This window comes from Streptomyces sp. NPDC029122 (genome assembly GCF_055569445.1).
This window is the reverse complement of sequence record NZ_JBVHWK010000045.1, coordinates 11,184-36,158: the sequence shown is the minus strand read 5'-3', so window position 1 is coordinate 36,158 and position 24,975 is coordinate 11,184. Positions and strand designations below refer to the sequence as shown.

General features: G+C 73.0%; 20 protein-coding genes. 7 read left to right on the top strand and 13 right to left on the bottom strand.

Annotated features, from left to right (window positions below):
- Positions 1-260 precede the first annotated feature (260 nt).
- From ACZ4WZ_RS32895 to ACZ4WZ_RS32885, 3 genes are all read left to right on the top strand, one after another.
- Positions 261-5,468, top strand: coding sequence for an acyltransferase domain-containing protein (locus ACZ4WZ_RS32895; RefSeq protein ID WP_467896643.1), 5,208 nt, complete (start codon positions 261-263; stop codon positions 5,466-5,468).
- A gap of 332 nt (positions 5,469-5,800) precedes the next feature.
- Complete coding sequence (locus tag ACZ4WZ_RS32890) at positions 5,801-6,244, top strand: nuclear transport factor 2 family protein (RefSeq protein WP_467896642.1); 444 nt, start codon at positions 5,801-5,803, stop codon at positions 6,242-6,244.
- Positions 6,245-6,370: 126 nt separating this feature from the next.
- On the top strand, positions 6,371-6,958 hold the full coding sequence (locus ACZ4WZ_RS32885; RefSeq protein WP_388943917.1) for an NADPH-dependent FMN reductase: 588 nt from the start codon (positions 6,371-6,373) through the stop codon (positions 6,956-6,958).
- 61 nt (positions 6,959-7,019) lie between these two features.
- Here the strand turns inward: ACZ4WZ_RS32885 and rfbA are convergent, their stop codons facing one another.
- Positions 7,020-7,934, bottom strand: coding sequence for a glucose-1-phosphate thymidylyltransferase RfbA (gene rfbA / locus ACZ4WZ_RS32880; RefSeq protein ID WP_467896640.1), 915 nt, complete (start codon positions 7,932-7,934; stop codon positions 7,020-7,022).
- 296 nt (positions 7,935-8,230) lie between these two features.
- Between rfbA and ACZ4WZ_RS32875 the strand changes: the two genes are divergently transcribed.
- From ACZ4WZ_RS32875 to ACZ4WZ_RS32860, 4 genes are read left to right on the top strand one after another with little or no spacing between them, the layout of a single operon-like run.
- Entirely contained in the window at positions 8,231-9,301 is a 1,071-nt protein-coding gene (locus tag ACZ4WZ_RS32875) for an acyl-CoA dehydrogenase family protein (RefSeq protein ID WP_467896638.1), read from the top strand.
- 58 nt (positions 9,302-9,359) lie between these two features.
- On the top strand, positions 9,360-9,830 hold the full coding sequence (locus tag ACZ4WZ_RS32870) for a nuclear transport factor 2 family protein (protein WP_388943908.1): 471 nt from the start codon (positions 9,360-9,362) through the stop codon (positions 9,828-9,830).
- Positions 9,831-9,848: 18 nt separating this feature from the next.
- On the top strand, positions 9,849-10,916 hold the full coding sequence (locus ACZ4WZ_RS32865) for an LLM class flavin-dependent oxidoreductase (protein ID WP_467896635.1): 1,068 nt from the start codon (positions 9,849-9,851) through the stop codon (positions 10,914-10,916).
- Positions 10,913-11,854 carry a 3-hydroxyacyl-CoA dehydrogenase NAD-binding domain-containing protein gene (locus ACZ4WZ_RS32860; RefSeq protein ID WP_467896633.1) on the top strand — a complete coding sequence of 314 codons (942 nt, stop codon included), beginning with the start codon at positions 10,913-10,915 and terminating at the stop codon, positions 11,852-11,854. Before ACZ4WZ_RS32865 ends, ACZ4WZ_RS32860 begins: the two co-directional genes overlap by 4 nt.
- A gap of 71 nt (positions 11,855-11,925) precedes the next feature.
- On the opposite strand, the gene ACZ4WZ_RS32855 is transcribed toward ACZ4WZ_RS32860, so the two are convergent.
- The 12 genes from ACZ4WZ_RS32855 to ACZ4WZ_RS32800 all read right to left on the bottom strand — a co-directional run bounded on the left by ACZ4WZ_RS32855 (position 11,926) and on the right by ACZ4WZ_RS32800 (position 24,793).
- Positions 11,926-12,765, bottom strand: coding sequence for an AfsR/SARP family transcriptional regulator (locus ACZ4WZ_RS32855; RefSeq protein WP_467896631.1), 840 nt, complete (start codon positions 12,763-12,765; stop codon positions 11,926-11,928).
- Between the two features lie 289 nt (positions 12,766-13,054).
- Positions 13,055-16,903: an amino acid adenylation domain-containing protein gene (locus ACZ4WZ_RS32850; protein ID WP_467896629.1), complete on the bottom strand. Its 3,849-nt coding sequence runs from the start codon at positions 16,901-16,903 to the stop codon at positions 13,055-13,057.
- Between the two features lie 311 nt (positions 16,904-17,214).
- Positions 17,215-18,156 carry a ribose-phosphate diphosphokinase gene (locus ACZ4WZ_RS32845; protein WP_467896645.1) on the bottom strand — a complete coding sequence of 314 codons (942 nt, stop codon included), beginning with the start codon at positions 18,154-18,156 and terminating at the stop codon, positions 17,215-17,217.
- Between the two features lie 11 nt (positions 18,157-18,167).
- The gene (locus ACZ4WZ_RS32840; RefSeq protein WP_467896628.1) at positions 18,168-19,250 is read right to left on the bottom strand and encodes an alkene reductase; all 1,083 of its coding nucleotides are present in this window, start codon (positions 19,248-19,250) and stop codon (positions 18,168-18,170) included.
- A 56-nt stretch (positions 19,251-19,306) separates the two neighbouring features.
- Complete coding sequence (locus tag ACZ4WZ_RS32835) at positions 19,307-20,251, bottom strand: pseudouridine-5'-phosphate glycosidase (protein ID WP_467896626.1); 945 nt, start codon at positions 20,249-20,251, stop codon at positions 19,307-19,309.
- Positions 20,252-20,262: 11 nt separating this feature from the next.
- Entirely contained in the window at positions 20,263-20,496 is a 234-nt protein-coding gene (locus ACZ4WZ_RS32830; protein ID WP_388943890.1) for a tautomerase family protein, read from the bottom strand.
- 143 nt (positions 20,497-20,639) lie between these two features.
- Positions 20,640-21,557, bottom strand: a complete 918-nt coding sequence (locus ACZ4WZ_RS32825) for an EamA family transporter (protein ID WP_467896623.1) — start codon at positions 21,555-21,557, stop codon at positions 20,640-20,642.
- Positions 21,557-22,222, bottom strand: coding sequence for a uracil phosphoribosyltransferase (upp, locus tag ACZ4WZ_RS32820; RefSeq protein WP_467896621.1), 666 nt, complete (start codon positions 22,220-22,222; stop codon positions 21,557-21,559). The genes ACZ4WZ_RS32825 and upp overlap by 1 nt, the downstream gene beginning before the upstream one ends.
- Positions 22,223-22,317: 95 nt before the next feature.
- Positions 22,318-23,007, bottom strand: a complete 690-nt coding sequence (locus ACZ4WZ_RS32815; RefSeq protein ID WP_467896619.1) for a phosphoribosylanthranilate isomerase — start codon at positions 23,005-23,007, stop codon at positions 22,318-22,320.
- A gap of 143 nt (positions 23,008-23,150) precedes the next feature.
- Positions 23,151-24,089, bottom strand: a complete 939-nt coding sequence (locus ACZ4WZ_RS32810; protein ID WP_467896617.1) for an alpha/beta hydrolase — start codon at positions 24,087-24,089, stop codon at positions 23,151-23,153.
- 28 nt (positions 24,090-24,117) lie between these two features.
- Positions 24,118-24,288 (bottom strand): hypothetical protein, encoded by a 171-nt coding sequence (locus ACZ4WZ_RS32805; protein WP_467896615.1) that lies wholly within the window; start codon positions 24,286-24,288, stop codon positions 24,118-24,120.
- A 7-nt stretch (positions 24,289-24,295) separates the two neighbouring features.
- The gene (locus ACZ4WZ_RS32800; protein ID WP_467896613.1) at positions 24,296-24,793 is read right to left on the bottom strand and encodes a nuclear transport factor 2 family protein; all 498 of its coding nucleotides are present in this window, start codon (positions 24,791-24,793) and stop codon (positions 24,296-24,298) included.
- Positions 24,794-24,975: the final 182 nt, after the last annotated feature.

Below are 24,975 nucleotides of genomic sequence, written 5' to 3'. Positions count from 1 at the left end.
CCCCCCCCCCCCCCCCCCCCCCCCCCCCCCCCCCCCCCCCCCCCCCCCCCCCCCCCCCCCCCCCCCCCCCCCCCCCCCCCCCCCCCCCGGGGTCAGCCGTGGACGTGCGGCGGCTTGCCCGCGAGGGCGCCTCGAGGCAGCATCCGGCTCCGCGCCATCGCGCGGCCGGATTCAGCCGTTCTTGAGTCCGCCTCCACCCGCTGTGAGCAGCATCTCTCCCGCATCACCTCGTGGCAGGACGGATGGGTGAGAAGAAGACGATGGCTGAAGACACGCGTGGTCCCCTCCCGGACGCTGCCGTGCCCGCCGACGACCGGATCGCCGTCGTCGGCCTGTCCTGCCGCCTCCCGCGGGCCCCGGAACCGGGCGCCGCGTGGCGGCCGCCGGACGGCGGTGCCGACGCCTTCGACCCCGCCTTCTTCGGGATCTCCCCGCGCGAGGCCGCGTCGATGGGTCCGCGCCGGCGGCTGGTGCTGGAGCTGTGCTGGGAGGCCCTCGAGCACGCGGGGATCGTGCCGGGGTCGCTGCGGGGCGAACGCGTCGGCGTGTTCGTCGGCGCCGTGCGCGACGAGCACACCGCCCCCTCGTACCAGCACGGCCCGGAGACCATCGGCCGTCGCACCGGCGACCTGCTGGGTCTGACCGGCCCGAGCGTCACCGTGTACACCGGCCGCTCCTCCTCGCTCGCGGCCGTGCACCTGGCCTGCGAGAGCCTGCGCGCCGGCGAGGCCGGCGTCGCCCTCGTCGGCGGGCTCGGTCCCGAACCGGTCGCCGGGAGCGCTCTCGCGGCGTCCGGGACCCGCGGGCCCGTACGCGGCGAGGGCGGTGGTGTCCTCGTCCTCAAGCCCCTCGCCCGGGCCCTGGCCGACGGCAACCGGGTGCTCGGCGTCATCGCGGGCAGCGCCGTCGACGACGCCGGGGGCGCGGCACCGGCCGCACCCGGCCCCCGGAGCCGCGAGGACCGCGAGAGCCGCGAGGACGCGCTGCGCCGGGCCTGCGAGGGGGCCGGCGTCGATCCGCGCGGGGTCCGGTGCGTGGAACCGTACGGCGCGCTGGGCATCACGGACCTGATCGGGACGCTGCTGGAACTCGGCCGGGACCGCGGCGCACCAACGCCGGGCGCGCACGCCGGGACGCCCGGCCCGGACGTCGTGCCGGACGGGCCGCGCCCGGGGCCGGGCCGGCGGCTCGTCGCGGGCTGCAACTGCCACGTCGTCCTGGAGGAGGCACCGCACACGGCCCCGGCCGACGAGCCCGACGAGGCCGACGAGGCCGCGCACCCGCTGCCGTACACCGTCTCCGGCGCCACCCCGGAGGACCTGCGCGCCCAGGCCCGGCGGCTGCGGAGCTGGCTCGCCGAGCATCCGGACGCGCCGCCGCGGGCCCTCAGCCGGGCGCTCGCCACCACCCGTACGGCGTTCGAGCACCGGGCGGTGGTCGTCGCCGCGGACCGGGAGGAGCTGGCGCGCGGGCTGGACGCCCTCGCCCGGGACCACCGGGCCGCGGGCCTGGTGCGGGGCACCGCGAAGGAGCGACGGGACCTGGCCGTCCTCTTCTCCGGCCAGGACGGCCAGCGGCCCGGGATGGGCCTCGGGCTGTACCGGGCCTTCCCCGTCTTCGCCGCCGCCTTCGACGAAGTGTGCGCCGCGCTCGGCGGCGGGGTCGGGCGGGCCGTCTTCGGCGACGACGCCGACGCCCTGAACCGGACCGGGACCGCGCAGCCCGCCCTGTTCGCCGTCGAGGTCGCGCTCTACCGGCTCGTCGAGTCGTGGGGGGTCGTACCGAAGTTCGTCGGCGGGCACTCCGTCGGCGAGATCGCCGCCGCGCACGTGTCCGGGGTGCTGTCCCTGAAGGACGCGGCCGCGCTCGTCACCGCGCGCGGGCGGCTGATGGAGGCCCTGCCCGGGGACGGGACCATGGTCTGCGTCCGGACGGGCGAGGACGAGGTGGCCCCGCTGCTGGTCCCGGGGACGGCCGTCGCGGCCGTCAACGGGCCCCGGGACGTCGTCGTCTCCGGCGCCCGCGAAGCGGTCCGCGCCGTCGTCGGGCGGCTCGCCGAACGGGACGTCAAGTCCAAGGCGCTGCGGGTCAGCCACGCCTTCCACTCGCCGCTGATGGACCCGGTGCTGGAGGAGTTCCGGCGGGCCATCGCCGGCCTGGACTTCCGGCGGCCCCGGACCGCCTTCGTGTCCGCGCTCACCGGCGGCATCGTCACCGAGGAGGTCGCGCACCCGGACTACTGGGTCCGCCACGCCCGCGAAACCGTCCGCTTCCACGACGCCGTCCGCGCCCTGGAGGCCGAGGGCGCCGGCGCCGTACTGGAGCTGGGGCCCGACGGCGCCCTCACCGCCATGGCCCGGTCCTGCCTCACCGGCCGGGGCACCGCCGTCGTGGTGCCGGCCCTCTGCCGCCGGGGCGACGAGCCCCGGGCCCTGCTCACGGCGACCGCGAGCCTGTACGCCCACGGCGTCCTCGGCCGGCTGCCGCTCGGACTGCCGGCCGGAACACCGCTGTACGGCCTGCCCACGTACGCCTTCCCGCGCGGGCGCCGCCGGCCGGGCGACGGCCCCGCCGCCCGGGCGGCGCAGACCCCCGCCGCGGGGTCCGCCGGGACGCGGCCGGCCCCGCCCGGCGCGGGCGTGGCCGCCGCCTGCGGGATGACGGCGACGGGGCATCCGCTGGCCGCGTTCCGCCTGGACCTGCCCGGGGCGGGGGCCGTCCTGTTCGCGGGCTGCGTCCGCGCGGACAGCCACCCCGAGTTCGCCGCGTCCGGGGGTGTCCCGGCGGAGGCGCTCGTGGAGGCCGCGCTGGCGGTGGGCGGCGCGGTCGGTGCCCCGGAGGTCGAGGAGGCCGCCGCGGAGGCGGCCCTGACCCTGCCCGAGCGGGGCGGAGTCCGGCTCCAGCTGCTGGCGGAGGCCCCCGACGGGGCGGGCCGGCGGCGGCTGACGGTGACCTCGCGGGCCGAGGACGCCGACGCGGAGGAGCCGTGGGTACGGCACCTGACGGCCGTGCTGGCCCCGGGGCGGGCGCCGTCCTTCGGCCCGGCCCCGTGGCCGCCGCAGGACGCCGAGCCCCTGGAGGAGGCCGAGGAGCACCCGGGGGTGGAGCGGGCCTGGCGGCGGGGCGAGGAGTTCCTCGCGGAGGTCGTACTGCCGGCCGGGCTGCGCGGGCGGCCGTACGCCCTGCACCCCGCGCTGCTGGAGGCGGCGCTGCACCCCGTGGCGGCCGCGGCGGGGAACCCGCTGACGGCGGGGGCCTGGAGCGGTACGGCCCTGTACGCGACCGGGGCCGCCTCCCTGCGGGTGCGTGCGGTGCGCGGCGCGTCCGGGGTGGTGGCGCTGGAACTGGCCGACGCGGAGGGCGGGCCGGTGGCCGCGGCGACCGTGACCCTGTCCGAGGCGCCGGGCGGGCGGCCCGGACGGCCCGTCACCCCGCTGGCGGTGGTGTGGGAGCGGGCGGCCGGGGCCCCCGAGCCGGTCCCGGGGCCGCGCCTGGCGCTGCTCGGTGTGCCGGACGGCGACGGGGCACCCGCGTACTCCGGCCTGCCCGGCCTGCTGGCCGCGGCGGCGGACGGGAGCCCGCTGCCGGAGCTGGTCCTGGCCCGCCGCGCGCGGCCCGCCGCCGGCGCGGAGTGCCGTGGCGGGGGTGTGGCGGCGGCGGTGAACGAGGTGCGGGAGCTGGTCGGTGCCTGGCTCGCGGAGGAGCGGCTGGCCGGTTCGGTGCTGGCCGTGGTCACGGGCGGCGCCGAGGAGGTGCTGCCCGGGGAGGGCGTCGCCGATCTCGCCGGGGCGGCCGTACGCGGCTTCGTGCGCTCGGTGCAGGCATGGCTCGGCGGTGCGGGAGCGGGCCGCATCGTGCTGGTGGACGTGGACGACGGCGACGCGAGCCGCAAGGCCATGGTGCGGGCGCTGGGCGGCGGCGAGCCGGACCTGGCCCTGCGCGACGGTGTCGCGTACGCGCGGCGCCTGGTACGGGCCGGGGCGGTGGTGCCCGGGGCGGGCGCCGGCGTGCCGGCGACGGCCCGGCTCAGCGGCGCCGTCGAGGGGCCGCGCGCCGAGGAGAGCGCCCGGCACCTGGTGGAGGCGCACGGCGTGCGGCTGGCCGGGCCCGGCGAGGAGGCGGCCGCGGTCGTGCACCTGACGGGTCCGGACGGGCCCTCGCTGGAGGCTTCGGTCGATGCCGCGCTCGCCCTGGAGGGGCACCCGGCCGCGCTGGCGTTCGTCACCACCGTGGGGGCGGCGCTGGGCGCGGGCGGTTCGGAGGACGCCGCGGCACTGGGCTCGTTCCTCACCGCCCTGGCCGCCCGCCGCCGCGCGGCCGGACTGCCCGCCGCCGTACTGGGCTGGGGCGCGGACGCCGAGGGCTTCCCGGCGGGGCTCGCGGCCCCGCCCGGGGACGGCCCCGGCCTGCTGGGGCACGTGCTCGCGCGGAGCCTGACCCTGGTCGCCGCCCGCGCGGGGGCGGGCCCGCGGGGCGCCGCCGCGGGCCCGGTACCGGCGCTGCTGCGGGACCTGGTCGCCGAGCGGCCGCGCCGGGCCGCCAACCGGCGTGCGAGCGGCGGGCCTTCGCCGCGCGAGCGGCTCGCGGCGCTGCTCGCGGAGCAGGGCCCGGCGGCGGGCGGGCCCGAGCCGTCCGCCGGAGCCGACACCGGAGCCGACACCGCCGCCGGGGGCACGCTCGCGGGGCTGCTGCGGGGGGCGCACGCGCAGGGCCGTACCGCCGAGGGCGCGGCGCTGCTGATGGCGGCGGCCGAGCTGCTGCCCGGCTACGACTCGCGGTCCGGGGTGGAACGCTGGCCGGCTCCGGCGCGGCTGGCGTCCGGGCGGGACGGGGCGGCGGGGCTGTTCGCGTTCCCCTCGCTGGGCGCGGGCTCGGGCCCGCAGGAGTTCCTCGCGCTGGCGGCGGCCCTGGACGGGCGGCGGGGTCTGACGGTGCTCGCGCACCCGGGCTTCGCGGGTGACGCGGTGCTGCCGCGCGGCCGGCAGGCGCTGGTGCGGGCCCAGGCGGAGGCGGTGGCCGAGGCGGCGGGCACCGCGCGGCCGGTGCTGCTGGGGCACTCCTCCGGCGGGTGGGTCGCGCACGCGGTGGCCCGGGAGCTGTTGGAGATCGGCCGTGAGGCGGCGGCGGTGGTGCTCCTCGACACGTACGCGCGGGGCGAGAACCGGCACGGCCTGGCGGCGCTGACGGGGCGTCTGCTGGACCCGGACGGCCCGCTGGGGCTGTCCGACGACGCGCGCCTGCTCGCGATGGGCGGTCACCTGCGGGTGTTCGCCGACTGGACGCCCGAGCCGGCGGCGGCGCCCACGCTGCTGGTGCGCGCCTCGGCGTCCGCGGCCTCGGCCGCGGCCGGCTGGGAGTACGCGGACCACCTCGCGGAGGTGGACGGCGACCACTTCTCGCTGCTGGGCGCGGACGCGGCCGCCGTCGCGGACACCGTGGACGGCTGGCTGCGGGAGGTGACCGGCTGAGGGCGGGGGCCCCGGCGGGCCGGCGGAGGGCGGCGGCGGCCCCGGCGGACCGGCTGCCGGCCGTGCCCGGTCCGCACGTGGTGCCCGCGCGGAACCGCCGGCCGCCGGAGGAGCGCACCGCGCCCGGCTCGCCCGGGGGGCCGGCTGGACGGGGTGCCTGCGGGCCCGCGAGGGCGGGGCCTGGGCGCCGTTCGCGCGGCCGGGGGCGCGACGCGGTCGTACGCCGGTCGAGCGGATCTCCAGCGGTACCGGGGACCGTGGGACACCCATGCCGCCGAGCCGCCGTGCGGGGGCATCCGCGGCGGCGTTCGCCCCTGTGAGGAAGCGTCCCGATGAGCACCGAACCCATGACCCGGCCACCCGCCGGAGAGGACTACGTCTCCGCGGAGCTGTACGCGCGGATCCAGCAGTTCTACGCCGACCAGATGGCGATGATGGACGACGGGCGCGCCGAGGAGTGGGCCGCCACGTTCACCGAGGACGCGGTCTTCCCGCCCTCGGTCACCAGCCGGGCGGGGCGTGCCGACTCGGCCAGGGCGCACGCCGAGAAGCTCCTCCGGGAGAAGGCCGACCTGCGCCACTGGCTCGGCATGCTCGACGTGCGCCCGCAGCCGGACGGCAGCCTGCACGCGCGCGCGTACGTGCTGACCGCGCGCACGGTGCGCGGCGAGGAGCTGCGGATCACGGCGAGCGTGGTGTGCCGTGACCGCCTGGTCGAGGAGGACGGCCGGTGGCGGGTCAGCGAGCGGACCCTGCGGCGTGACGGGGCTGCCTGACCGCTCCTCGCGGCAACGGGCTTGACCTCGACCCGGCTTGAGGTTCTACGTTCTGACGCGGGGCCCGGGCCGCGGCGCACCGCACCACCCTTTCCGACGTATTCCCTGTTGAAATGAGGTACCACGATGTCCGGCAACCCGCTCAAGGTGGGCGTTCTGGTCGGCAGCGTCCGCACCGGCCGCTTCGCCGACAAGGTCACGGACTGGTTCGTCTCCGAGGCCGGCCGCCGCGATGACATGGAGATCCACGTCATCGACCTGTCGGAGCCGGCGCTCGTCGAGGAGCTGAAGCTGAACCTCGACCCGCTGGGCACCCCCGGGGAGGCCCCCGCCCTGGCCTCCCGGATCGAGGGGCTCGACGCGTACGTCGTCATCACGCCGGAGTACAACCACGGTTACCCGGCCTCGCTGAAGCTGGCCGTCGACTACGTGTACAGCGGCTGGCGCGCCAAGCCGGTCGGCTTCGTCTCGTACGGCGGCATGGCGGGCGGCCTGCGTGCCGTGGAGCAGCTGCGGCAGGTCTTCGCCGAGCTGCACGCCGTCACCATGCGGGACACCGTGAGCTTCCACAACGCGTGGGAGCGGTTCGGCGAGGACGGCCGGCCGCACGACGAGGACGGCAGCTCGAAGGCCGCCACCGTGCTCCTGGACCAGCTGGCCTGGTGGGGCGTCACCCTGCGGGACGGCCGCGAGGCGCGCCCGTACGAGGGCTGACCGCTCCGCGCGGACGGCCGGGGCCCGGGGGACGATGACCGTCCGCCGGGCCCCGGCCGTCTCAGGCCCGCGCCAGTGAGCCGGAGCGCCTCTCGGGCGGTGTGTCGCGCAGCGAGTCGGCGACCTCCATGACGTAGCGCCCGTACCCGGACTTCCCGAGGAGGGTCCCGAGCCGGTGGCACTGCTCGGGGTCGATGAAGCCCATGCGCAGGGCGACTTCCTCGACGCAGGCGATGCGCATGCCCTGGCGGCGTTCCAGGGTCTGGATGTACTGACCCGCGTCGAGCAGTGAGTCGTGGGTTCCGGTGTCCAGCCAGGTGAAGCCGCGGCCGAGGTCCACCAGGCCCGCCTTGCCCCGGGCCAGGTACTCCAGGTTGACGTCGGTGATCTCCAGCTCACCGCGGGGCGAGGGCTTCAGGGCGCGCGCGATGGAGACCACGTCGTTGTCGTAGAAGTACAGGCCCGTGATGGCGCGGTTGGAGCGGGGCTCGGCCGGTTTCTCCTCCAGGGAGATCAGGCGTCCTTCCTCGTCGGCCTCGCCGACTCCGTACCGCTCCGGGTCGCGCACCGGGTAGCCGAACAGCAGGGCGCCTTCGGTGTGCGGCATGTACTGCTGGAGCAGCCGGGCGAAACCGGGGCCGTGGAAGATGTTGTCGCCGAGGACCAGGGCGACGGAGTCGTCCCCGATGTGGTCCGCGCCGATGGTGAAGGCCTCCGCGAGGCCGCGCGGCTGCTCCTGCTCGGCGTAGGAGAGCGTGAGGCCGAGCGCGCTGCCGTCGCCGAGGACCGTGCGGAACTGCGGCAGGTCGCGGGGGGACGAGATGATCAGGATGTCGCGGATGCCGGCGAGCATCAGCACCGACAGCGGGTAGTAGATCATCGGCTTGTCGTAGACGGGCAGCAGCTGCTTGGACACCCCCAGGGTGATGGGGTGCAGCCGGGTTCCGCTGCCTCCGGCCAGGATGATTCCCTTCACTGCTCGCCACCTCATGTCGTCTCGGCTTCGTGGCCGCACGGGCCCGCGGCCGCCCAAGGCTGCCGGGAGCCGGTCGAGGACGGGTCGAGGCGGACGGGACGGTGTCCGCCGCCTCCGCCGTCGAGCGCCTTTCCAGCGGCGCTGGATCCGCCGCCGCCAGGGTGAATCCGTTGCCAGGGTGACTCCGTTGCCACCGGATGGCGCGCCGCCACGAACGAGCGAGGAAAGTGGTACTGATGCCGAGCTTCCCGTCATCGGACACGGATCTGCATGTCAGAGCACAGGAGTTGGCTTCCGTGGCCGTCCGGTACGCGGAGCGGGCCGACGCCGACCGCGCGCTGTCGCGCACCGTGTCCGACGGGATCGTCGACGCCGGATTCGCCGGGCATTTCGTGCCCGCCCGCTGGGGCGGGCGGGACGGCACCGCGACCGATCTGCTGCACGCCGTCTCCGCCCTCGCGCAGGGCTGCACCTCGGCCGCCTGGTGCGCCTCGGTCATCGCCGGTGCCGGCCGGATGGGCGCCTTCCTCCCGGAGGAGGGGCAGCAGGAGCTGTGGGCCAAGGGCGCGGACACCGCCGTGGTGGGCGCGCTGATGCCGCGCGGCACCGCCACCGCGGTCACCGGCGGTTGGCGGGTGTCCGGGGAGTGGGACTTCACGAGCGGGGTGGGCTTCTCCGACTGGGCCCTGGTGTGCGCGCTGGTGCCGCAGGACGGCGCGCAGGTTCCGTGGTTCTTCGCGCTGCCCCGCCAGGAGTACCGGGTGGCCGACACCTGGTCCTCGATCGGCATGCGCGGCACCGGCAGCAACACCCTGGTGGCCGACAACGTGTTCGTGCCGGCCCATCGGGGCTTCACCCGGCAGGACATGATCGAGGGCCGGAGCGTCGGTTCGGACGCCCGCTGCCACACCGCCCCGCTGCGCCTGCTGAGCGGGCTGCTCTTCGGCGCCCCCGCGCTCGGCGCGGCCCGCGCCGCCCTGCGCGTATGGGCCGAGGACTGCCGGACGGGTGCGGAGGAGGAGGCCCTCGGGCTCCGTACGGCCGCTTCCCGCGCGGTGATCGCCGTCGATGCCGCCGAGTTGCTGCTGGAGCGTGCCGCCCGCGTCGCCGACGCTCCCACGGCGACGGCGCTCGAGCTGGTGCGCAACCCGGCCGACTGCGCGTACGCCGTCGAGCAGTCGGTGGAGGTCGTCGAGCGGCTGCTGCGCGCGTCCGGCAGCTCCGGCCAGCTCGCCGCCCACCCGATGCAGCGGATCTGGCGCGACGTGCACAGCCTCGCGAGCCATGTGGCGCTGCGGTTCGATCCGGCCGCCGGCGCCTACGGGTCGCGGCTGCTTTCCTCCACCGCCGGGCTCGGCGCCCCATGACCCAGACGACGACGCAAGCGATGCCGGTACGCCGGCTGATCCAGGAAAGGCAGCTCGTATGAGCGACTCCACCCCCAGCACCCCGCGCACCGCGGCGGAGCCCTTCGTCTCCGCCGAGCTCTACACGCAGGTGCAGCAGTTCTACGCCCGGCAAATGGGTCTCCTCGACGACGGCTTCCCCGACGCGTGGGCGGAGACGTTCACCGAGGACGCCGTCTTCCAGGAGGCGAGCCGTCTGGACGAGCCCCTGCGCGGCCGCGTCGCCATCCGGGACTCCTCTCGGGCCCGCAAGAAGCGGCTCGAGGCCGACAAGATCGACTTCCGGCACTGGCTGGGGATGCTCGACGTGCGCCCGCAGGCGGACGGCTCTCTGCACGCCCGCAGTTACGCGCTGGCGATGCGCACGAGGACCGGGGGCGAGCTCGACATCTTCGCCAGCGTCGTGTGCCACGACCGCCTGGTCCTCGTCGACGGCACCTGGAAGGTCGCCGAGCGGGACCTCCACCACGACGGCTCCGGCCGCGACTGACGAGGCTGAGGAGCTTTCGTGAAATTCGGGATCGTCTTCTTCCCCACTGTCGGCCCCGCCGACAAGTCCGCCCAGCAGTACTTCGACGAGGCGCTGCGCCTCGTCGACCTCGCGGAGGAGCTGGGCTTCGACCACGTGAAGATGGTGGAGCACTACTTCTTCTCGTACGGGGGCTACAGCCCCGACCCGGTCACCTTCCTCGCCGCCGCGGCGGGCCGTACCAAGCGCGTGCGGCTGGGGACCAGTGCCACCATTCCCGCCTTCCAGCACCCGGTGAAGCTGGCCGGCAAGCTGGCGATGCTGGACAACATCTCGAACGGCCGGGTCGACGCCGCGTTCGGGCGGGCGTTCCTGCCGGACGAGTTCAAGGCGTTCGGCATCGACATCGACGAGTCGAAGGACCGTTTCGTCGAGGGCGTCGAGGCCATCAAGCGGCTGTGGACCGAGGAGGACGTGGTCTTCGACGGCCGGTTCCACCAGTTCGGCCCGGTCACGCTGCTGCCGCGGCCGGTGCAGGCCCCGCACCCGCCGGTGTTCGTGACCACCGCGCGCAGCGCCGAGTCCTGTGCCGAGGCGGGCCGCAACGGCCACAACCTCCAGACCGTGCCGAACGTCATGTCCACCGAGGAGCTGCAGAGCCGGCTGGCGCTGTACCGGGCGGAATGGGCCGCCTCCGGCCGTGCGGCGGGCACCGAGCAGATCCACTTCAGCTACCCCTGCGTGGTCTCCGAGGACGGCGAGGAGGCCCGCGTCAAGGGCCGTCTCGACGACGACCGCAACTCGGCGGCCATCCGGGACGCCGTCGCGTCGTGGGGCACCACCCGTTCCGAGGCCTATCCGGGCTACGAGAAGCTGGTGGAGGCCACCAGGACCTCCCACTTCGAGAGCAAGATGGAGCAGCAGAAGCTGCTCATCGGCGCCCCCGACCAGGTACGGGCGCAGCTCGAGCAGATCTCCGAGTGGTTCGGTGACGACATCACCATCAGCCTCGGCGTGCACTCGGGCCACCTGTCCTTCGAGGACGCGGCCACCACGATGCGGCTGATGGCCGAGCAGGTCATCCCGAAGCTGGGGGCGGGCGCGTGAGCCAGGACAAGCGCGTCGTCACGGTCATCGGCGCGGGAACGATCGGACTGGGCTGGATCGCCCTGTTCCTGGGCCACGGGCTCGACGTACGGGTCAACAGCCGGCGCGAGGACGCGCCGCGGATCGTGGCCGAGGGCCTGGAGCTGTTCGGTCCGTACCTGCCGGAGGGCAGCGCGGACCCGGCCGGCTTCGCCGAGCGGCTCAGCTTCGAGCCGGACCTGGAACGGGCGGTGGCGGACGCCGACGTCATCGTCGAGAACGCTCCGGAGAACCTGGAGCTGAAGCAGGAGCTGTACGAGCGGATCGGCAAGGCGGCCCCGGCCTCCGCGCTGCTCCTGTCGTCCACCTCCACCCTGAACCCGGACGACATGGGCGCCCGGATGGCCGACTCCAGCCGGCTGGTCGTGGGGCACCCCTTCAACCCGCCGCACGTGGTGCCGCTGGTGGAGGTCGTGGCCGGCGAGCGCACGTCCGCGCAGGCGGTGGAGGAGGCCGTCGCCTTCTTCACGTCGGTCAGCCGCAAGCCGGTCGTCCTGCACAAGCCGATCATGGCGTTCGCGGCGAACCGGCTCCAGTCGGCGCTGCTGCGCGAGTCGGTGCACCTGGTGCGCGAGGGCGTCGTCACGCTGGAGGAGCTCGACCAGGTGGTCACCCACTCCATCGGGCTGCGCTGGGCCACCGTGGGGCCGTTCCTCGCCTTCCACCTGGGCGGCGGCCAGGGCGGCCTGCGCAAGTGGCTGGGCACGCTCGGCTCCAACCTGGAGCGCGGCTGGGAGGGGCTCGGCCGTCCCCCGATGGACGACGAGACCATACGCTCGCTCATCGAGCAGGCGGAGGCCGCGTACGGTTCGAAGACGTACGAGGAGCACGTGCGGGAGCGGGACGCCAAGCAGACGGCGATCCTGCGCTCCCTCGCCGAGGTGAACGACCGGGCGTGACCCGCGCGGCACGGAAAGAGTCCCGGTACGGCCCACAGGCCGTACCGGGACTCTTTCCGTGTCCGGGGGAATCAGGCGCCCGACGGGGCGGCCGTGCGCGGCCGGCCGGCGGCGCCGTCCTCGGCGGGGACCCGGGTGACGGGGGGCGAGGCCTGCGGGACGGGGCTGAGGAGGCGGGCCTGGAGCTGCTTGAGCTCCAGGGAGGGCTCCAGGCCCAGTTCGTCCGCCAGCAGCCGGCGTACGTCCTGGTAGGCCTGGAGGGCTTCGGCGCGCCGGCCCGCGGCGCCGAGGGCGCCGATGAGCTGGCTGTGGAACCACTCGTTGAGCGGGTACTGGTTGATCAGCTTCCGCAGCTCCGGGATGGACTCGCGGTGCCAGCCGAGCTGCTCCTCGCAGGCGATGCGGATCTCGAAGGCCCGGATGCGCAGCTCCTCCAGGTGCACGATGTGCCCGGCGAGCAGGTCGCCCGCGGGGAAGTTCGACAGGGCGGGCCCGCGCCAGAGGTCGAGCGCCTCGCGCACGGTCCGCAGGGCGGTGAGCGGGTCGCCCTGGCTCAGCTCGCCGCGCGCCTGGGAGACGAGCCCCTCGAATATCCGGATGTCCGTCTCGGAATCGTCGACACGGATCGCATAACCGGGCGGGCTGGTGATGATCAGTGGGCGGTCCGCCGGTACCAGCCGTTCGTTCGCGAACATCCGGCGTGCGTGGTAGATGTACGTCTGCAGCGTCGTCACGGCGCTGCGCGGCGGTTTTTCGCCCCACAGTTCCCGGATGAGCGCGTCGGCCGTCACGATTTCGTTGGGTCTCGTGAGCAGCAGGGCCAACGTCTGGCAGACCTTGGGGGTTCCCGGGCGGTAGGCCCTGCCGTCGTCCGTGACGATCTCAAAGGGTCCAATGAGATTGAAACGCATGGATGGTAGCTCCTCGTCAGCAAGACAGCGGCAATTTCCGAACGGTCATCGACGGAGTTTGGAATGCGATAGGCAGTCCGCCTGAGTTATAAGAAGTCTCTTCCAGGTCTCCGACGCACGTCAACCAACCGAATGTCAGGGCGCCGTCAACTTGCGTCAGAATTGCGCTCCCATTCCCCGGATTCGCGGAACCTGAGCCAGGAAAGCAAAAATGCGGCCGCCCTGCCGGAGAAATCCGGCAGGGCGGCCGCCTCTGTGCGAACTATCTGTTTTCCGGAATTACCTGTTCCTACTCACCGAGCAGGTACCGGATGTGCTTGACCAGCTCGCCGATGTCCTCGCGCAGCAGGCTGTAGTGGTCGGCGTCGAGGTCGATGACCGTCGGCGGCTCGGCCGAGTAACCGCTGCTGTTCTCGAGGAACGAGTAGTCGTCGCCCTCGGCCTTGAAGATGCTGATCGGCGCCTGGAGGGTGCGCTCGGCCAGCTCGCGGAACGAGTACTCGAATTCGTAGGTCTGGCCCACGACCGAGATGATCCGCTTGGCGAGGTCGACGTCGATGCCCTTGAGCTCGCTGATGAACTCGGCGAAGGACGCCTCGTCCGTCACGGTCTCCAGGCACTTCTCCAGGTCCGGGCCGGAGATGGTGCCGGTGAACACCGAGAAGAGGATCGTCGTGTAGGCGCGGTTGGCGAAGGACGCCTCGCGGCCCCACACCTTGCCGTTCTCGGCGCGCACCTTCGGCGACCCCGGGGCGATCAGGAAGAGGTTGTCGACCTTCTCGCCCGCCTGCTCCAGCTGGTAGGCCGTCTCGAAGGCCACGCGGGCACCGAAGGAGTAGCCCCACAGGGTGTAGGGGCCGGTCGGCTGGAGCTCCTTGATGGCCTCGATGTCCGCCTTGGCCATCTCGACGATGGTCTCGTACGGGGTCTCGCCCTCGTTGATGCCGTACGACTGGACGCCGTAGAACGAGCGGCCGAGACCGATCTCGCCGGCCAGGGTGCGCAGGTTCATCGGGTAGCCGCCCAGGCCCGGCCAGCACAGCACCGGCTTCTGCTTGCCGGTCTCCGCGTGCAGGCGCACCAGGCGCGAGGACTCCTGGGCGACCTCGCGCTCCAGGCGGCGGGCGAGCTTCTCGACCGTCGGGGACTCCAGGACGGTCTGCAGCGGCAGGGAGACGCCCAGGCGCGAGTTGAGCTCGCGGACCAGGCCGACGGCGATCAGCGAGTTGCCGCCCGACTCGAAGAAGTCGTCCTGGACCGAGACGCTCTCGCGGCGCAGGGCCTTGCCCCAGATCTCCGCGATCTCCTTCTCGGTCTCGGTGCGCGGGGCGACGAAGGGACGCTCCACCAGCTCGGCGTTGACCTGGTCGGAGACGGCCAGCGCCTTCACGTCGATCTTGCCGTTGGCCGACAGCGGCAGCCGCTCGAAGACCACGACCCGGTTGGGGATCATGTAGTCGGGGAGGAAGCTGACGAGGTCGTCGCGGATCAGCTCCGCCGGACCGCGCATGTGGACGCTGTCCTCGCGCATGCCCTCGTGGCCGAGCTGCTCGTCGCTGACGCGGCCGCCGACGAAGAAGTACATCGGACCGCCCTCGACGCCGTTCTCGGCGAGGACGGCGTCCATGCGGCGGGAGGCCGGCAGCGGGTTGCCCGTCTTGGAGCTGTAACCGGAGGACATGAAGCCCAGGTTCAGCCCGTTCATCATCAGGTGCTGGAGCTTCTTGCCGAGGGTGATGTAGTGCAGCCACTCCTCGGGCGCCCGGCTGTAGACGCTGATGCCGAAGCTGGCGGCCTGGTACACCGACTGGTTGATCGCGATGACGTGCTTCTTGAGGACGATGTCGTCGGAGAAACGGTTCAGCGCGCCGTTCTCGTAGCGGTACTGGCCCTCCGGCAGGCCGGCGATCCTGCCGCCGTGCGTCTGGACGTAGACCTCGGCGTGGTCCTCGCGCTCGCCCGCGTTCGGGACGAGCTCGAAGGTACCCAGGTAGTAGTCCTCGTCGGCGACGTCGAGCAGCTCGCGGACGGCCGGCTCGTAGGCGCGGTCCTGGATGTCCAGGCCGTAGGCCGGCAGGACCTGCTCGAAGAGGCCGACGATGTGGCCGGTCTCGATCTCCAGGACTTCCTGGATGTTGTTCTTGTAGACCGGCTCGATGCCGCTCTTCTTGCCGATGAAGTGGATGTGCGCGGTCGGCTTGCCGGTGGCGGCCTTCTCGCTGATCAGCACGAGCTGGTGACGGACCGGCTGGTAGTAGTAGTAGCCCGGCCGCAGCCCGCCGACGCCCTCCAGCTCGAAGTACATCTGCGTCGCGTACAGCGCGCCCGGGGAGGCGTAGCCGTACTTCGGGAGCAGCCGCTCCTCGCTGACGTACTGGCCGAACCAGCGCAGGATCTGGCCCAGTTCGGCCGGCGCCAGGTCGGCCGCCTTGCGGGAGTAGGCCGCGGTGACCTTGGCACCGAGCAGCTTCAGCAGGTCGTCCTGGGTGACGGCGCCGCCCTCGTAGAAGCGGTACGTCTTGCGGGCGAAGACCCGGGCGCGCTGCTCGGGGGTGGGCGCGGAGCCCTCGAGGTCGAAGGCCGGGCGGGCGGCCAGCTCGGCGTCGTCGCGCAGACCCGGGTTGGACAGCTGCGCCTTGACCTGGAGCTTGCTCTTCTTCGACGCGTGGTGGGAGCCGTGGTTGCCCTGGTCCATCAGGGCGGCTTCCTTCTCGCTCAGCTCGACGCAGGCGATCAGGTTCTGGAAGCCGGTGCGGCCGTCGTTCTTGACGATGACGGCGGCGTTGCGCACCCAGTCGTGGTTCTCGATCGCCAGGGATATCTCGTCCAGCTCGACGCGGTAGCCGCGCAGCTTGACCTGGTTGTCGGCGCGGCCGGCGAACTGCACGGTGCCGTCCGGGTTCCACTGGCCCAGGTCGCCCGTCTTGTACAGGCGGGTGGGCGCGGCGCCCTCCTCGAGCTGGATCTCGAGGAAGCGCTCGGCGGTCAGGTCGGGGCGGTGCAGGTAGCCGCGCGCCAGCTGGATGCCGCCGATGTACAGCTCGCCGATCTCCCCGACGCCGACCGGCTTCAGGGTCTCCTTGTCGAGGATGTGGTACGTGGTGCCGTGCACCGGGCGGCCGATGGAGATGGACTGCGGTCCCTCTTCCAGGTCGGCGGGGTCCACCACGAAGGAGGAGGAGTTGATGGTGGTCTCGGTCGGGCCGTAGACGTTGATCAGCGCCCGGCCCGGCATCTCCTGCGTGGTCTGGATCGCCAGCAGGCGGGAGAGGGCCTCGCCGCCGCTGAAGATCTGCTGGAGGGAGACGCACTCGGGGAACTTCTCGGTGTCGAGCAGGCCCTGGAGCAGCGTCGGGACGCACTGGAGGGTGGTCACGCCGTGCTTGACGATGGTCTCGATGAGGCCCTCGGGGTCGGCGTAGACGCCCGGGGCGCCCATGACGACGGTGGCGCCGTTGGCCGGGGAGAGGATCTCCCACTGGGCGGCGTCGAAGCTCATCGGGGTCTTCTGCAGCACGACCTTGCTGCGGTCGATCGCGTAGGTCTCGCGCAGCCAGCCGAGCTGGCTGACGATGCTGCCGTGCTCGATCATCACGCCCTTCGGCTTGCCCGTGCTGCCGGAGGTGTAGATGACGTACGCGAGGGAGTCCGGCCGGGCGCCCTCGGCGGCCGGGAGCTCGTGGCCCTCCGGGAGGACGAACGCCTCGGACTCGCGCAGGGTGACGACCCGGACGTCCTGCGGGGCCAGCTCGCGCAGGCGGGACACCAGGCGCTGCTGCGCCAGGATGATCTTCGCCTGGCTGTTCTCGATCATGTAGCGGAGCCGGTCCTCGGGGTACTCCGGGGACAGCGGCAGGTAGGCGGCTCCGGCGCCGAGGATGCCCCACGCACCCACCATCAGGTCGATGGAAGGCTCGACGAAGAGGCCGACGCAGTCGTCCGTGGAAACACCGAGGTGTCTCAGGTACTGGGCCAGGGCCGAGCTCCGGGAGGCCAGCTCACGGAAGGTGAGCTTCTCCTCCCGGTAGGCGACGGCGACCGCCTCGGGGTGCTCGGCCACGCGCTCCGCGAGCAGGCCGGGCAAGGTGTTGGTGCCGCGCAGGGTGGGCTCGAGCACGCTGGTCTCCTGAAGAGTCATTTCCCGCTTCCTTAAGTTCCGTTTGTGGAGCAGCGGGCGCGTCGGCCGCCCCCGCAGACCGGGCTCCGCGAGGCAGCGAGCCCGGTGGGCGACGCCTCACCGCCGGCGTGGGGGCGGTGTCCGCACGGGGCGGACACCGCGGAAGCGGTGCGGCGTCAGTGGCCGAGACGACTGCTCGGCCGGATGAAACCGAAGAACTGAGGGGCGCAAGGGCAAAGCCTCACCACCCGGAAAGACCGGAACGGCGCGGTGCGTGCGGCCGCCTCCCCCTACGGACGGACGGGCCCTCCCCGGGCCGCCCGTCCGGGCGATCACCGGCTCCGCAGGAGCCGGGTTACTGACCCGTTGTCGAACACCTCCCTCGTGGCGCCCGCGATGAGCGGGGCGATCGAAAGGACGGTCACCTTGTCGATGCCGAGTGCTGCGGGCACCGGAAGGGTGTCGGTGAAGACGAACTCGCTGACGCGCGAGTTCTTCAGGCGGTCCGCGGCGGGGCCCGAGAGCACCCCGTGCGTGGCCGCCACGATGACGTCCCGGGCACCCTGCGCGAACAGGGCGTCGGCGGCGGCGCAGATCGTGCCGCCGGTGTCGATCATGTCGTCGACCAGGACGCAGACGCGGTCGCGGACCTCGCCGACCACCTCGTGGGCCGTGACCTGGTGGGCCACGTCCTTGTCGCGCCGCTTGTGGACGATGGCCAGCGGAGCGCCGAGGCGGTCGCACCAGCCGTCGGCCACGCGCACGCGGCCGGCGTCGGGCGAGACGACGGTGAGGTCGTCCCGGTCCACCTTGGAGCCGATGTGGTCGGCGAGGACCGGCATGGCGAACAGGTGGTCCACCGGACCGTCGAAGAAGCCCTGGATCTGGTCGGCGTGCAGGTCGACCGTCAGGACCCGGTCCGCGCCGGCGGTCTTGAGCAGGTCCGCCACCAGGCGGGCCGAGATGGGTTCCCGGCCGCTGTGCTTGCGGTCCTGGCGCGCGTACCCGTAGAACGGCAGGATCACCGTGATGCTGCGGGCCGAGGCCCGCTTCAACGCGTCCACCATGATGAGCTGTTCCATGATGGACTTGTTGATCGGGGCCGTGTGGCTCTGGATCACGAAACAGTCCGCGCCGCGCACGGAGGCGTGGTAGCGGATGTAGATCTCGCCGTTGGCGAAGTCGACCGCCTTCGTCGGGACCAGGGTCGTGCCCAGCTCGGCCGCGACGGCCTCGGCCAGCTCGGGGTGTGCGCGCCCCGAGAAGAGCAGCATCTGTCGGGAGCTCACGCGGCGCCGGCCCCTTCGAGCGTCGGGTAGTCGGTGTAGCCGGTGTGGTCGCCGCCGTAGAACGTGCTCTGGTCGGCCTCGGCCAGCGGGGCGCCCGTGCGGATGCGCTCGGGCAGGTCCGGGTTGGCGATGAAGGACGCGCCGAAGGCGACGGCGTCGGCCAGGCCGGCCTCCACGGCCTCGGTGGCGGTCCGGGCGTTGACGACGACGCCGTTCTCCGGGTGGGGGCACAGGATGACCGCGCCGCTCCACCGCGCGCGCAGGGCCGCGACGTGGTCGCGGTTGCCGCCCTCGAGGACGTGCAGGAAGGCGAGGGGCGGCAGGGCCGCGAGGAGCGCCTCGTAGACGGCGTGGGTGTCGCCCTCCACGATGTCGTTGTACGGGTTCGAGGGCGAGATGCGCACGCCGACGCGGTCGGCGCCGATGCGCTCGCAGACCGCCTCGATCACCTCGACCGGGAAGCGGACGCGGTTCTCGACGGAGCCGCCGTACTCGTCGGTGCGCCGGTTGGTGTTCTCCGCCAGGAACTGGTGGAGCAGGAAGCCGTTGCCCGCGTGGATCTCCACCCCGTCGAAGCCCGCCTCGATCGCGAGCTCGGCGGAGTCCGCGAACTCCTCGACGATCCCGGCGATCTCCCCGGCCGTCAGGGCGCGCGGCTCCGGGTAGTCCAGCGGACCCTCGGGGCCGTAGGCCTGGCCGGCCGCGGCGACGGCGGACGGGGCGACCGACCGGTGGCCGCTCGGGTACAGCGACGGGTGGCCGATGCGGCCGCAGTGCATGAGCTGCGCGACGATCAGACCGCCGCGGGCGTGCACGGCCCCGGTGACCGGCTTCCAGGAAGCGGCCTGCTCACGGGTGTGCAGACCCGGGCTGTTGCCGAAGCCCTGACCGGTGACCGACGGCTGGATGCCCTCGGTGATGATCAGTCCGGCCCCCGCACGCTGACCGTAGTAGGTGGCCATCAGTTCGGTGGCCAGACCCTCGCCGGTGGCCCGGTTGCGGGACATGGGCGCCATGACCACTCGGTTGCTCGGGGCCAGCTTCCCCAGAGTGACCGGCTCGAACAGCTTCTCGGACATGTGTGTGTCTCTCCAGACTGAGGTCAACGCGTGGTGCGGGGGCGGTTCGTGTGCGCTCAGCGGCCCGCGAGCTCCGCGAGGTGTGCGGAGTGCGCGACGGCCAGGCGGCCGGCGGCCTCGGCGCAGGAGGCGAGGACGGCCATGTTGGCCCTGGCGGAGCGGCCGTCCGTGGCGGCGTCGACCGCCCGCATCAGGTACTTGGTGATGGCCTGGCCCGAGACGCCGTCCCGGGTGGCCTCGGCGACGGCGGCGCGGATGGCCGTGTCCACCTCGGCGGAGTCGATGGCGTCCTCCTCCCTGACCGGGGTGGTGATCAGGAAGGAGCTGTTGTTGCCGAGGGCCCAGTGGGCCTCGATCGCACGGGCGATGACCTGCTCGTCGTCCAGGCGGTGGGGGGCCTTGTGGCCGCTCGTACGGCAGTAGAACGCGGGGAAGTCGTCCGAGCGGTAGGCGACGACGGGGACGCACTGCGTCTCCAGGTACTCCAGGGTCAGGCCCAGGTCCAGGATCATCTTGGCGCCCGCGCAGACGACGGCGACCTTGGAGCGGGTGAACTGGATCAGGTCCGAGGACACGTCCCAGGTCTCCTGGGCGCCGCGGTGCACGCCGCCGATGCCGGCGGACGAGAAGAAGGGGATCCCCGCGAGCTCGGCCGCCACCACCGAGGAGGCCACGGTGGTGGCTCCCGGGCCGCCCTGCGCCAGGACGACGGGCAGGTCCCGGCTGGACACCTTGGGGATGCCCGGCAGGGAGGCGAAGCGCTCGATGTCGGCGTCCGACATGCCGACGCGGATCTCGCCGGCCTCGATGCAGATCGTCGCCGGCACGGCGCCGCCGGACCGTACGGCGTCCTCCACCTTGCGGGCGGTGGCGGCGTTGTCCGGGTAGGGCAGGCCGTGGGTGATGACGTTGCTCTCGAGGGCGACGACGGCCTTGCCCTCGTGGAGGGCCTCTCGGACCTCCTCGGTGTAGACGACGGGGACGCCGCTGCTCGCGCTCATCGGGATGTCTCTCAACTCTCGTTCCAGTAGCCGGGCCGCTTGACCAGGAGGTCGCGGCGGGCCGCTATCTCGGTGAGGACCTGGGCGTCCCAGTCCTCGGGTGCAACCGGCTCCAGGGAGATCGAGACGGTGTCCTCGCCGGTGGCGAAGGTCCGTGTCACGGCGGCGGTCACCGCCTCGTCGATCGCCCTCAGCTGTTCGGCCGTGAAGTCCCTCGGGTAGTGCCTGATGTGGATGTGGGGCACGGACTCGGTCCTTCCACGGTCTGGGTGTCTGGGGGGTGGGTGGCACACCGCGGACGGGGGAGGCCGCGGTGTGCCACCACCGCTCCCCGTCCTGCTCCCGGGGGAAGGGCCGGGCGGGGAGTCGTGGGCGGGGATCCGTCGCGTTACGTGCTGACGGATTCCCGCGAGGTCTCGCGGGCCGGCTCGGGCACCGGCTCCTTCTTGCCCGTCTTCGGCTGGGCCAGGACCACCGACGCGACCACCGTCAGCGCTCCGACGATCTGGAGCGGTGAGAGCGCCTGGTCGAGGACGAAGTAGCCGAGGAGGGTGGCCGTCAGGGGCGAGGCGAAGCTCAGGAAGGACACCGCCAGCGCGGGCAGCCGCTGCACGCCGCGGAACCAGATCGCGTAGGCGACCAGGGCCCCGATGATGCCCAGGTAGGCGAAGCCCCAGAGGTTCTCGGCAGTGATCTCGCCGGGCAGGCCCTCGCCGATCAGCGCGACCGGCAGCAGGACCAGGCCGCCGACGGTGAGCTGCCACCCCGTGAAGGGCAGCAGGCCCACCCCTTCGGGGCGTCCCCAGCGCTTGGTCAGCACGATGCCGGAGGCCATGCTGAGCGCGCCCAGCAGACCCGCGACGACACCGGTGGCGTTGAGCCCGGCGTTCGGCTGGATGACGAGCAGCGCCACACCGGCCGTGCCCAGGGCGCAGGCGGCCAGGTGGATCCGCCTGATCTTCTCCTTGAGCAGTACGGCGCCGAGCAACAGCACGATCATCGGCTGGATGGCCATCACCAGCGCCGCGACCCCGCCCGGCAGGTTGTAGGCGGCCACGAAGAGCAGGTAGAAGAAGGCGCCGATGTTCAGCACGCCGAGCACCAGGGCGCGCCACCACCAGATGCCCTTCGGCAGCGTCCGGCCGATGGCCACCAGGATGAGGCCGGCGGGCAGGGCACGGAGCAGCGAGGCCAGCAGCGGCCTGCCCTCGGGCAGTAACTCCGTGGTCACGAGGTACGTGGACCCCCAGACCGCCGGGGCGAGCGCGGTGAGCGCGGAGTCCGCGAGCGTTCGGCTGCTCCTCATCAGGCCGCTGCCGAGTCGGTCGTGCCGAAGTAGCGGTCGCCGAAGTCGCCGATGCCCGGGATCATGAACGCGTTCTCGTTGAGGCGTTCCTCGATCGACGAGGTGACGATCGTGACGGCCGGGTGCTTGGCGTGGACCGCCGCGATGCCCTCGGGCGCCGCGAGGAGGTTGACGAAGACGATGTGCTCCTCGCGCACGCCGGCCTCCAGGAGGACGTCGATGGCCGCGTTGGCGCTGCCGCCGGTGGCGAGCATCGGCTCCAGGGCGAGGATGTGCCGGTCGGCGATGTCGTCGGGGAAGTTCTTGTAGTACAGGTGCGGGAGCTTGGTGACCTTGTTCCGCTGGATGAGCACCTTGCCGACGGTGATGTCGGGGATGACCTGGCGCAGCTCGTCGAGCATCGAGTCACCGGCCCGGATCACGGGTACGGCACACAGTTTGGTGCCGAACTTGAGTCCGTCGTACGTCTCCCCGACCGGCGTGACGGCATCGTGCTGGTCGAACGGCAGCCGGTCGAGCGCCGATTCGATCAGGAGGCGGATGATGCGCCGGGAGTAGAACACGAAGTCCGCGCGGGACGCACTGCGGTCACGGATGATCGTGTGCATGGCCCGGAGCTGGTTGGTCTGCGGCAGCGGGTGGACGTTGTGGTGGCCGGTCGCCATGAGAAACCTGTTCCTCGTCGGTCGTGGAGACGGGCTGCGGCCGAGCCGGGGCCCAGGGGGCCCGGGTACCGCAACCGTGTGGTCGGGTGCCGAGGTCAGGAGCCTGCGATCTCGGCGAAGGCCTTGCGCGACTCCGCCACGAACTTCGCCACCTTCGCGCGGTCCTTGCGCCCGTCGGGACCTTCGAGGCCGGTGTGGGCGTCGACGGCGGCGGGCTTGACGAAGCGGATCGCGTCGGCGACGTTGTCCGCGTTCAGGCCGCCGGCCATCATGAGGGGCTTCGGCGAACGGCGCACGAGTTCGGCGCTGACGTTCCAGTCGTGGGTCAGACCGGTGGCGCCCTTGGCGCCGGTCGCCGGGTTGAAGGTGTCGGTGATGAACATGTCCACCACGTCCGCGACCTCGTCGACGAGCTGGAGGAGCTCCTCGGCGTTGTCCTCCTTCACGACCAGGCTCTTGAGGACGTACAGGTCCGGGCGGTCGGCCTTCAGCTTGCGCAGCTGCTCCGGCTCGACGTCGCCGTGGAGCTGGACGGCCTTGACGCCGAGCTGCGTGGTGAACGCGCTGATCTCGTCGGCGTCCGTCATGTAGCTGATGAGGACGCCTTCCTGAGGAGCGGTCAGGCCCGCGATGATCTCCGTGGCCGCGGCCTCGGAGATGTCGTCCTTGCCCGACGGAAGGCGGAGCGGGAAGCCGAACCAGTCGCAGCCTTCCTCGGCCAGGAGCTTGGCCTCCTCGGCGTCGATGATGCCGGCGACCTGCACCAGGTCCTTCACGTCACTCATGCGCGTTCCTTTTTTCGGGATGAGGCAGATGGATCGAAACCCGCCGGGGACCGTGCGGAGGTGTCCCGTATGAAAGGTTTCGCCGGTCATCTCTGGATGCTCATCAAAAGGCTCGTAGGTCGCGGTCCGTGGGTCAATGGGCCTTATGTCACGTATGCGTCAACCTTCTTCAGATCCCGGTCAGGCGGCGTCACGGCCCGGCCAATCGTCACGCCACGGGCGAGCAGACATTCCTCCAGGTGGGACAGGACCCTCAGGTGGTAGGAGCGGGCGGCCCAGCCCAGACTTATGTTGTGCCCAGCATGGGCCTGCCGGGCCACCTCTGGGGAGGCCGCCACCAGCGGAGTCAGCAGTTCCTCCAGTGCCTCCCCGTCATGTCTCCACCACAGTTCCTGTTCGGCGAACGTGAAGCGCACGGGCACCCGTACTCCGGCCGCCACGGCGGGGTACATTTCCGGCCAGTCCAGGGTCTCCCGCGCCTCCCGGGCGGGCACCGGCCGCAGCAGCCCCTGCCCGAGCCGGAAGGCGTCCGGCGGGTAGAACCGCAGCGCCCCCCAGTGCCGGCGCCATTCGCCCGGCAGGTCCGCTCCCGGCAGGCGCCAGGGCTCGACGGCGAAGCGCCGGCCGATGCCGGAGACGTCCACGCCGAACGGGGCGATGTCGCCCGCCGCGGCGGCCGCGGCCGACAGCGCGAGCCGACCGCCGTTCGAGTGGGCCACCAGGAAGCAGCCCGCGCCCAGCTCGTGCCGGCGGGCGAAGCCCTCCAGAGCGGCGAGCAGGGTCGCGGTCTGCCCGGCGAGGTCCTGTCCCTCGGGCAGGACGGCGGCCGAGGCCCCGTACCCGGGCCGGTCCAGGGCGAGTACGGCGTAGCCCAGCGCGGCGCCCAGCTCCAGCAGCGAGAGCCCGGGCCGGGCCCGGCTGTCGAAGTAGCCGGCGCTCATCCCCGCGCCGTGCAGGGCCACCACGAGGGCCCGGGGCACCGGCCGCGCGGGCAGGGCGAGCAGCCCGGAGAGCGGAATCCCGTCCGCCTCGAGGATGACGGGGCGGACGGGAGGCGGGCCGGGGGACGGCGAGGGGAGCATGCGGGTTCTCTCCTGGGTAGGGACGGGCTCAGCGGCCGTGGCGCGCGGCCCGTCTCCGGGCGACGGCGAGGGCCCAGACGGCCCGGCGGCGCAGCAGCGTGGCCAGGGCCGGGGCGGGGAGCCGCAGCGACTCGTGTGCGTGTTCGCGTACGGGGTCCCGCGCGGGGACCCAGTAGCCGGCGATCTGCACCGCGTTCACCGGGTGCTCACAGCTGGACTCCGGTGAGCTCGGGCAGGCGGACCCCTGAGTCCCATGCGACGTGGAACGCGACGTGGTTCAGCCGCCAGCCGGCCTCCGTGCGTACGGCACCGGCCTCCGAGTAGCCGCCGACGTCGAAACGGGCCTCGGGACCGTCCGCCCCGTGGTGGACGTGGGTGGTGAGCTGCTGGGCCCGCAGGGTGGCCCGGTCGCCGTCGAGGACCACGGAGTGGTTGGTGCTCAGGTGGTGCGTACGCGCCCACCGCTGCCGGGCCTCGCGCTGGAAGGCGGCGAAGGCCTCGATGCCCGCGCAGACGCCGATCGGGAAGGCGAAGGTCGCGTCCTCGGTGAAGAGCGCGGCGAAGGCGGTCTCGTCCTCGCCGGTTCCCCCGTGGGTGTCGAGGGCCGTGATGTAGCGGTCGAACAGTTCGCGTAGTTCGGCACGGTCGCGCAGGACCTGGATCTGGTCGCGCAGGGCCGCGATGTCGTCGTGGGTCGAAGGCATGGCCTCTCCAGATGGCGGACTTCATGGGCGTGGGGGGGGGGGGGGGGGGGGGGGGGGGGGGGGGGGGGGGGGGGGGGGGGGGGGGGGGGGGGGGGGGGAGGGGGGGTTGGAGCGACAAAACTCCGGTTCTTTTCCGTAAAGGAAAAAGATCACCTTTTGTTCCTCTTCACGACCACCACCGA

Bases quoted from the DNA above. Each gene is read 5' to 3' on its own strand.
- ACZ4WZ_RS32835 (WP_467896626.1), bottom strand. From the start codon at position 20,251: ATGAGCGCGAGCAGCGGCGTCCCCGTCGTCTACACCGAGGAGGTCCGA.
- ACZ4WZ_RS32850 (WP_467896629.1), bottom strand. From the start codon at position 16,903: ATGACTCTTCAGGAGACCAGCGTGCTCGAGCCCACCCTGCGCGGCACC.
- ACZ4WZ_RS32845 (WP_467896645.1), bottom strand. From the start codon at position 18,156: ATGCTGCTCTTCTCGGGGCGCGCACACCCCGAGCTGGCCGAGGCCGTC.
- ACZ4WZ_RS32895 (WP_467896643.1), top strand. From the start codon at position 261: ATGGCTGAAGACACGCGTGGTCCCCTCCCGGACGCTGCCGTGCCCGCC.
- ACZ4WZ_RS32840 (WP_467896628.1), bottom strand. From the start codon at position 19,250: ATGTCCGAGAAGCTGTTCGAGCCGGTCACTCTGGGGAAGCTGGCCCCG.
- ACZ4WZ_RS32890 (WP_467896642.1), top strand. From the start codon at position 5,801: ATGAGCACCGAACCCATGACCCGGCCACCCGCCGGAGAGGACTACGTC.
- ACZ4WZ_RS32810 (WP_467896617.1), bottom strand. From the start codon at position 24,089: ATGCTCCCCTCGCCGTCCCCCGGCCCGCCTCCCGTCCGCCCCGTCATC.
- ACZ4WZ_RS32870 (WP_388943908.1), top strand. From the start codon at position 9,360: ATGAGCGACTCCACCCCCAGCACCCCGCGCACCGCGGCGGAGCCCTTC.
- ACZ4WZ_RS32855 (WP_467896631.1), bottom strand. From the start codon at position 12,765: ATGCGTTTCAATCTCATTGGACCCTTTGAGATCGTCACGGACGACGGC.
- upp (WP_467896621.1), bottom strand. From the start codon at position 22,222: ATGGCGACCGGCCACCACAACGTCCACCCGCTGCCGCAGACCAACCAG.
- ACZ4WZ_RS32815 (WP_467896619.1), bottom strand. From the start codon at position 23,007: ATGAGTGACGTGAAGGACCTGGTGCAGGTCGCCGGCATCATCGACGCC.
- ACZ4WZ_RS32800 (WP_467896613.1), bottom strand. From the start codon at position 24,793: ATGCCTTCGACCCACGACGACATCGCGGCCCTGCGCGACCAGATCCAG.
- ACZ4WZ_RS32825 (WP_467896623.1), bottom strand. From the start codon at position 21,557: ATGAGGAGCAGCCGAACGCTCGCGGACTCCGCGCTCACCGCGCTCGCC.
- ACZ4WZ_RS32885 (WP_388943917.1), top strand. From the start codon at position 6,371: ATGTCCGGCAACCCGCTCAAGGTGGGCGTTCTGGTCGGCAGCGTCCGC.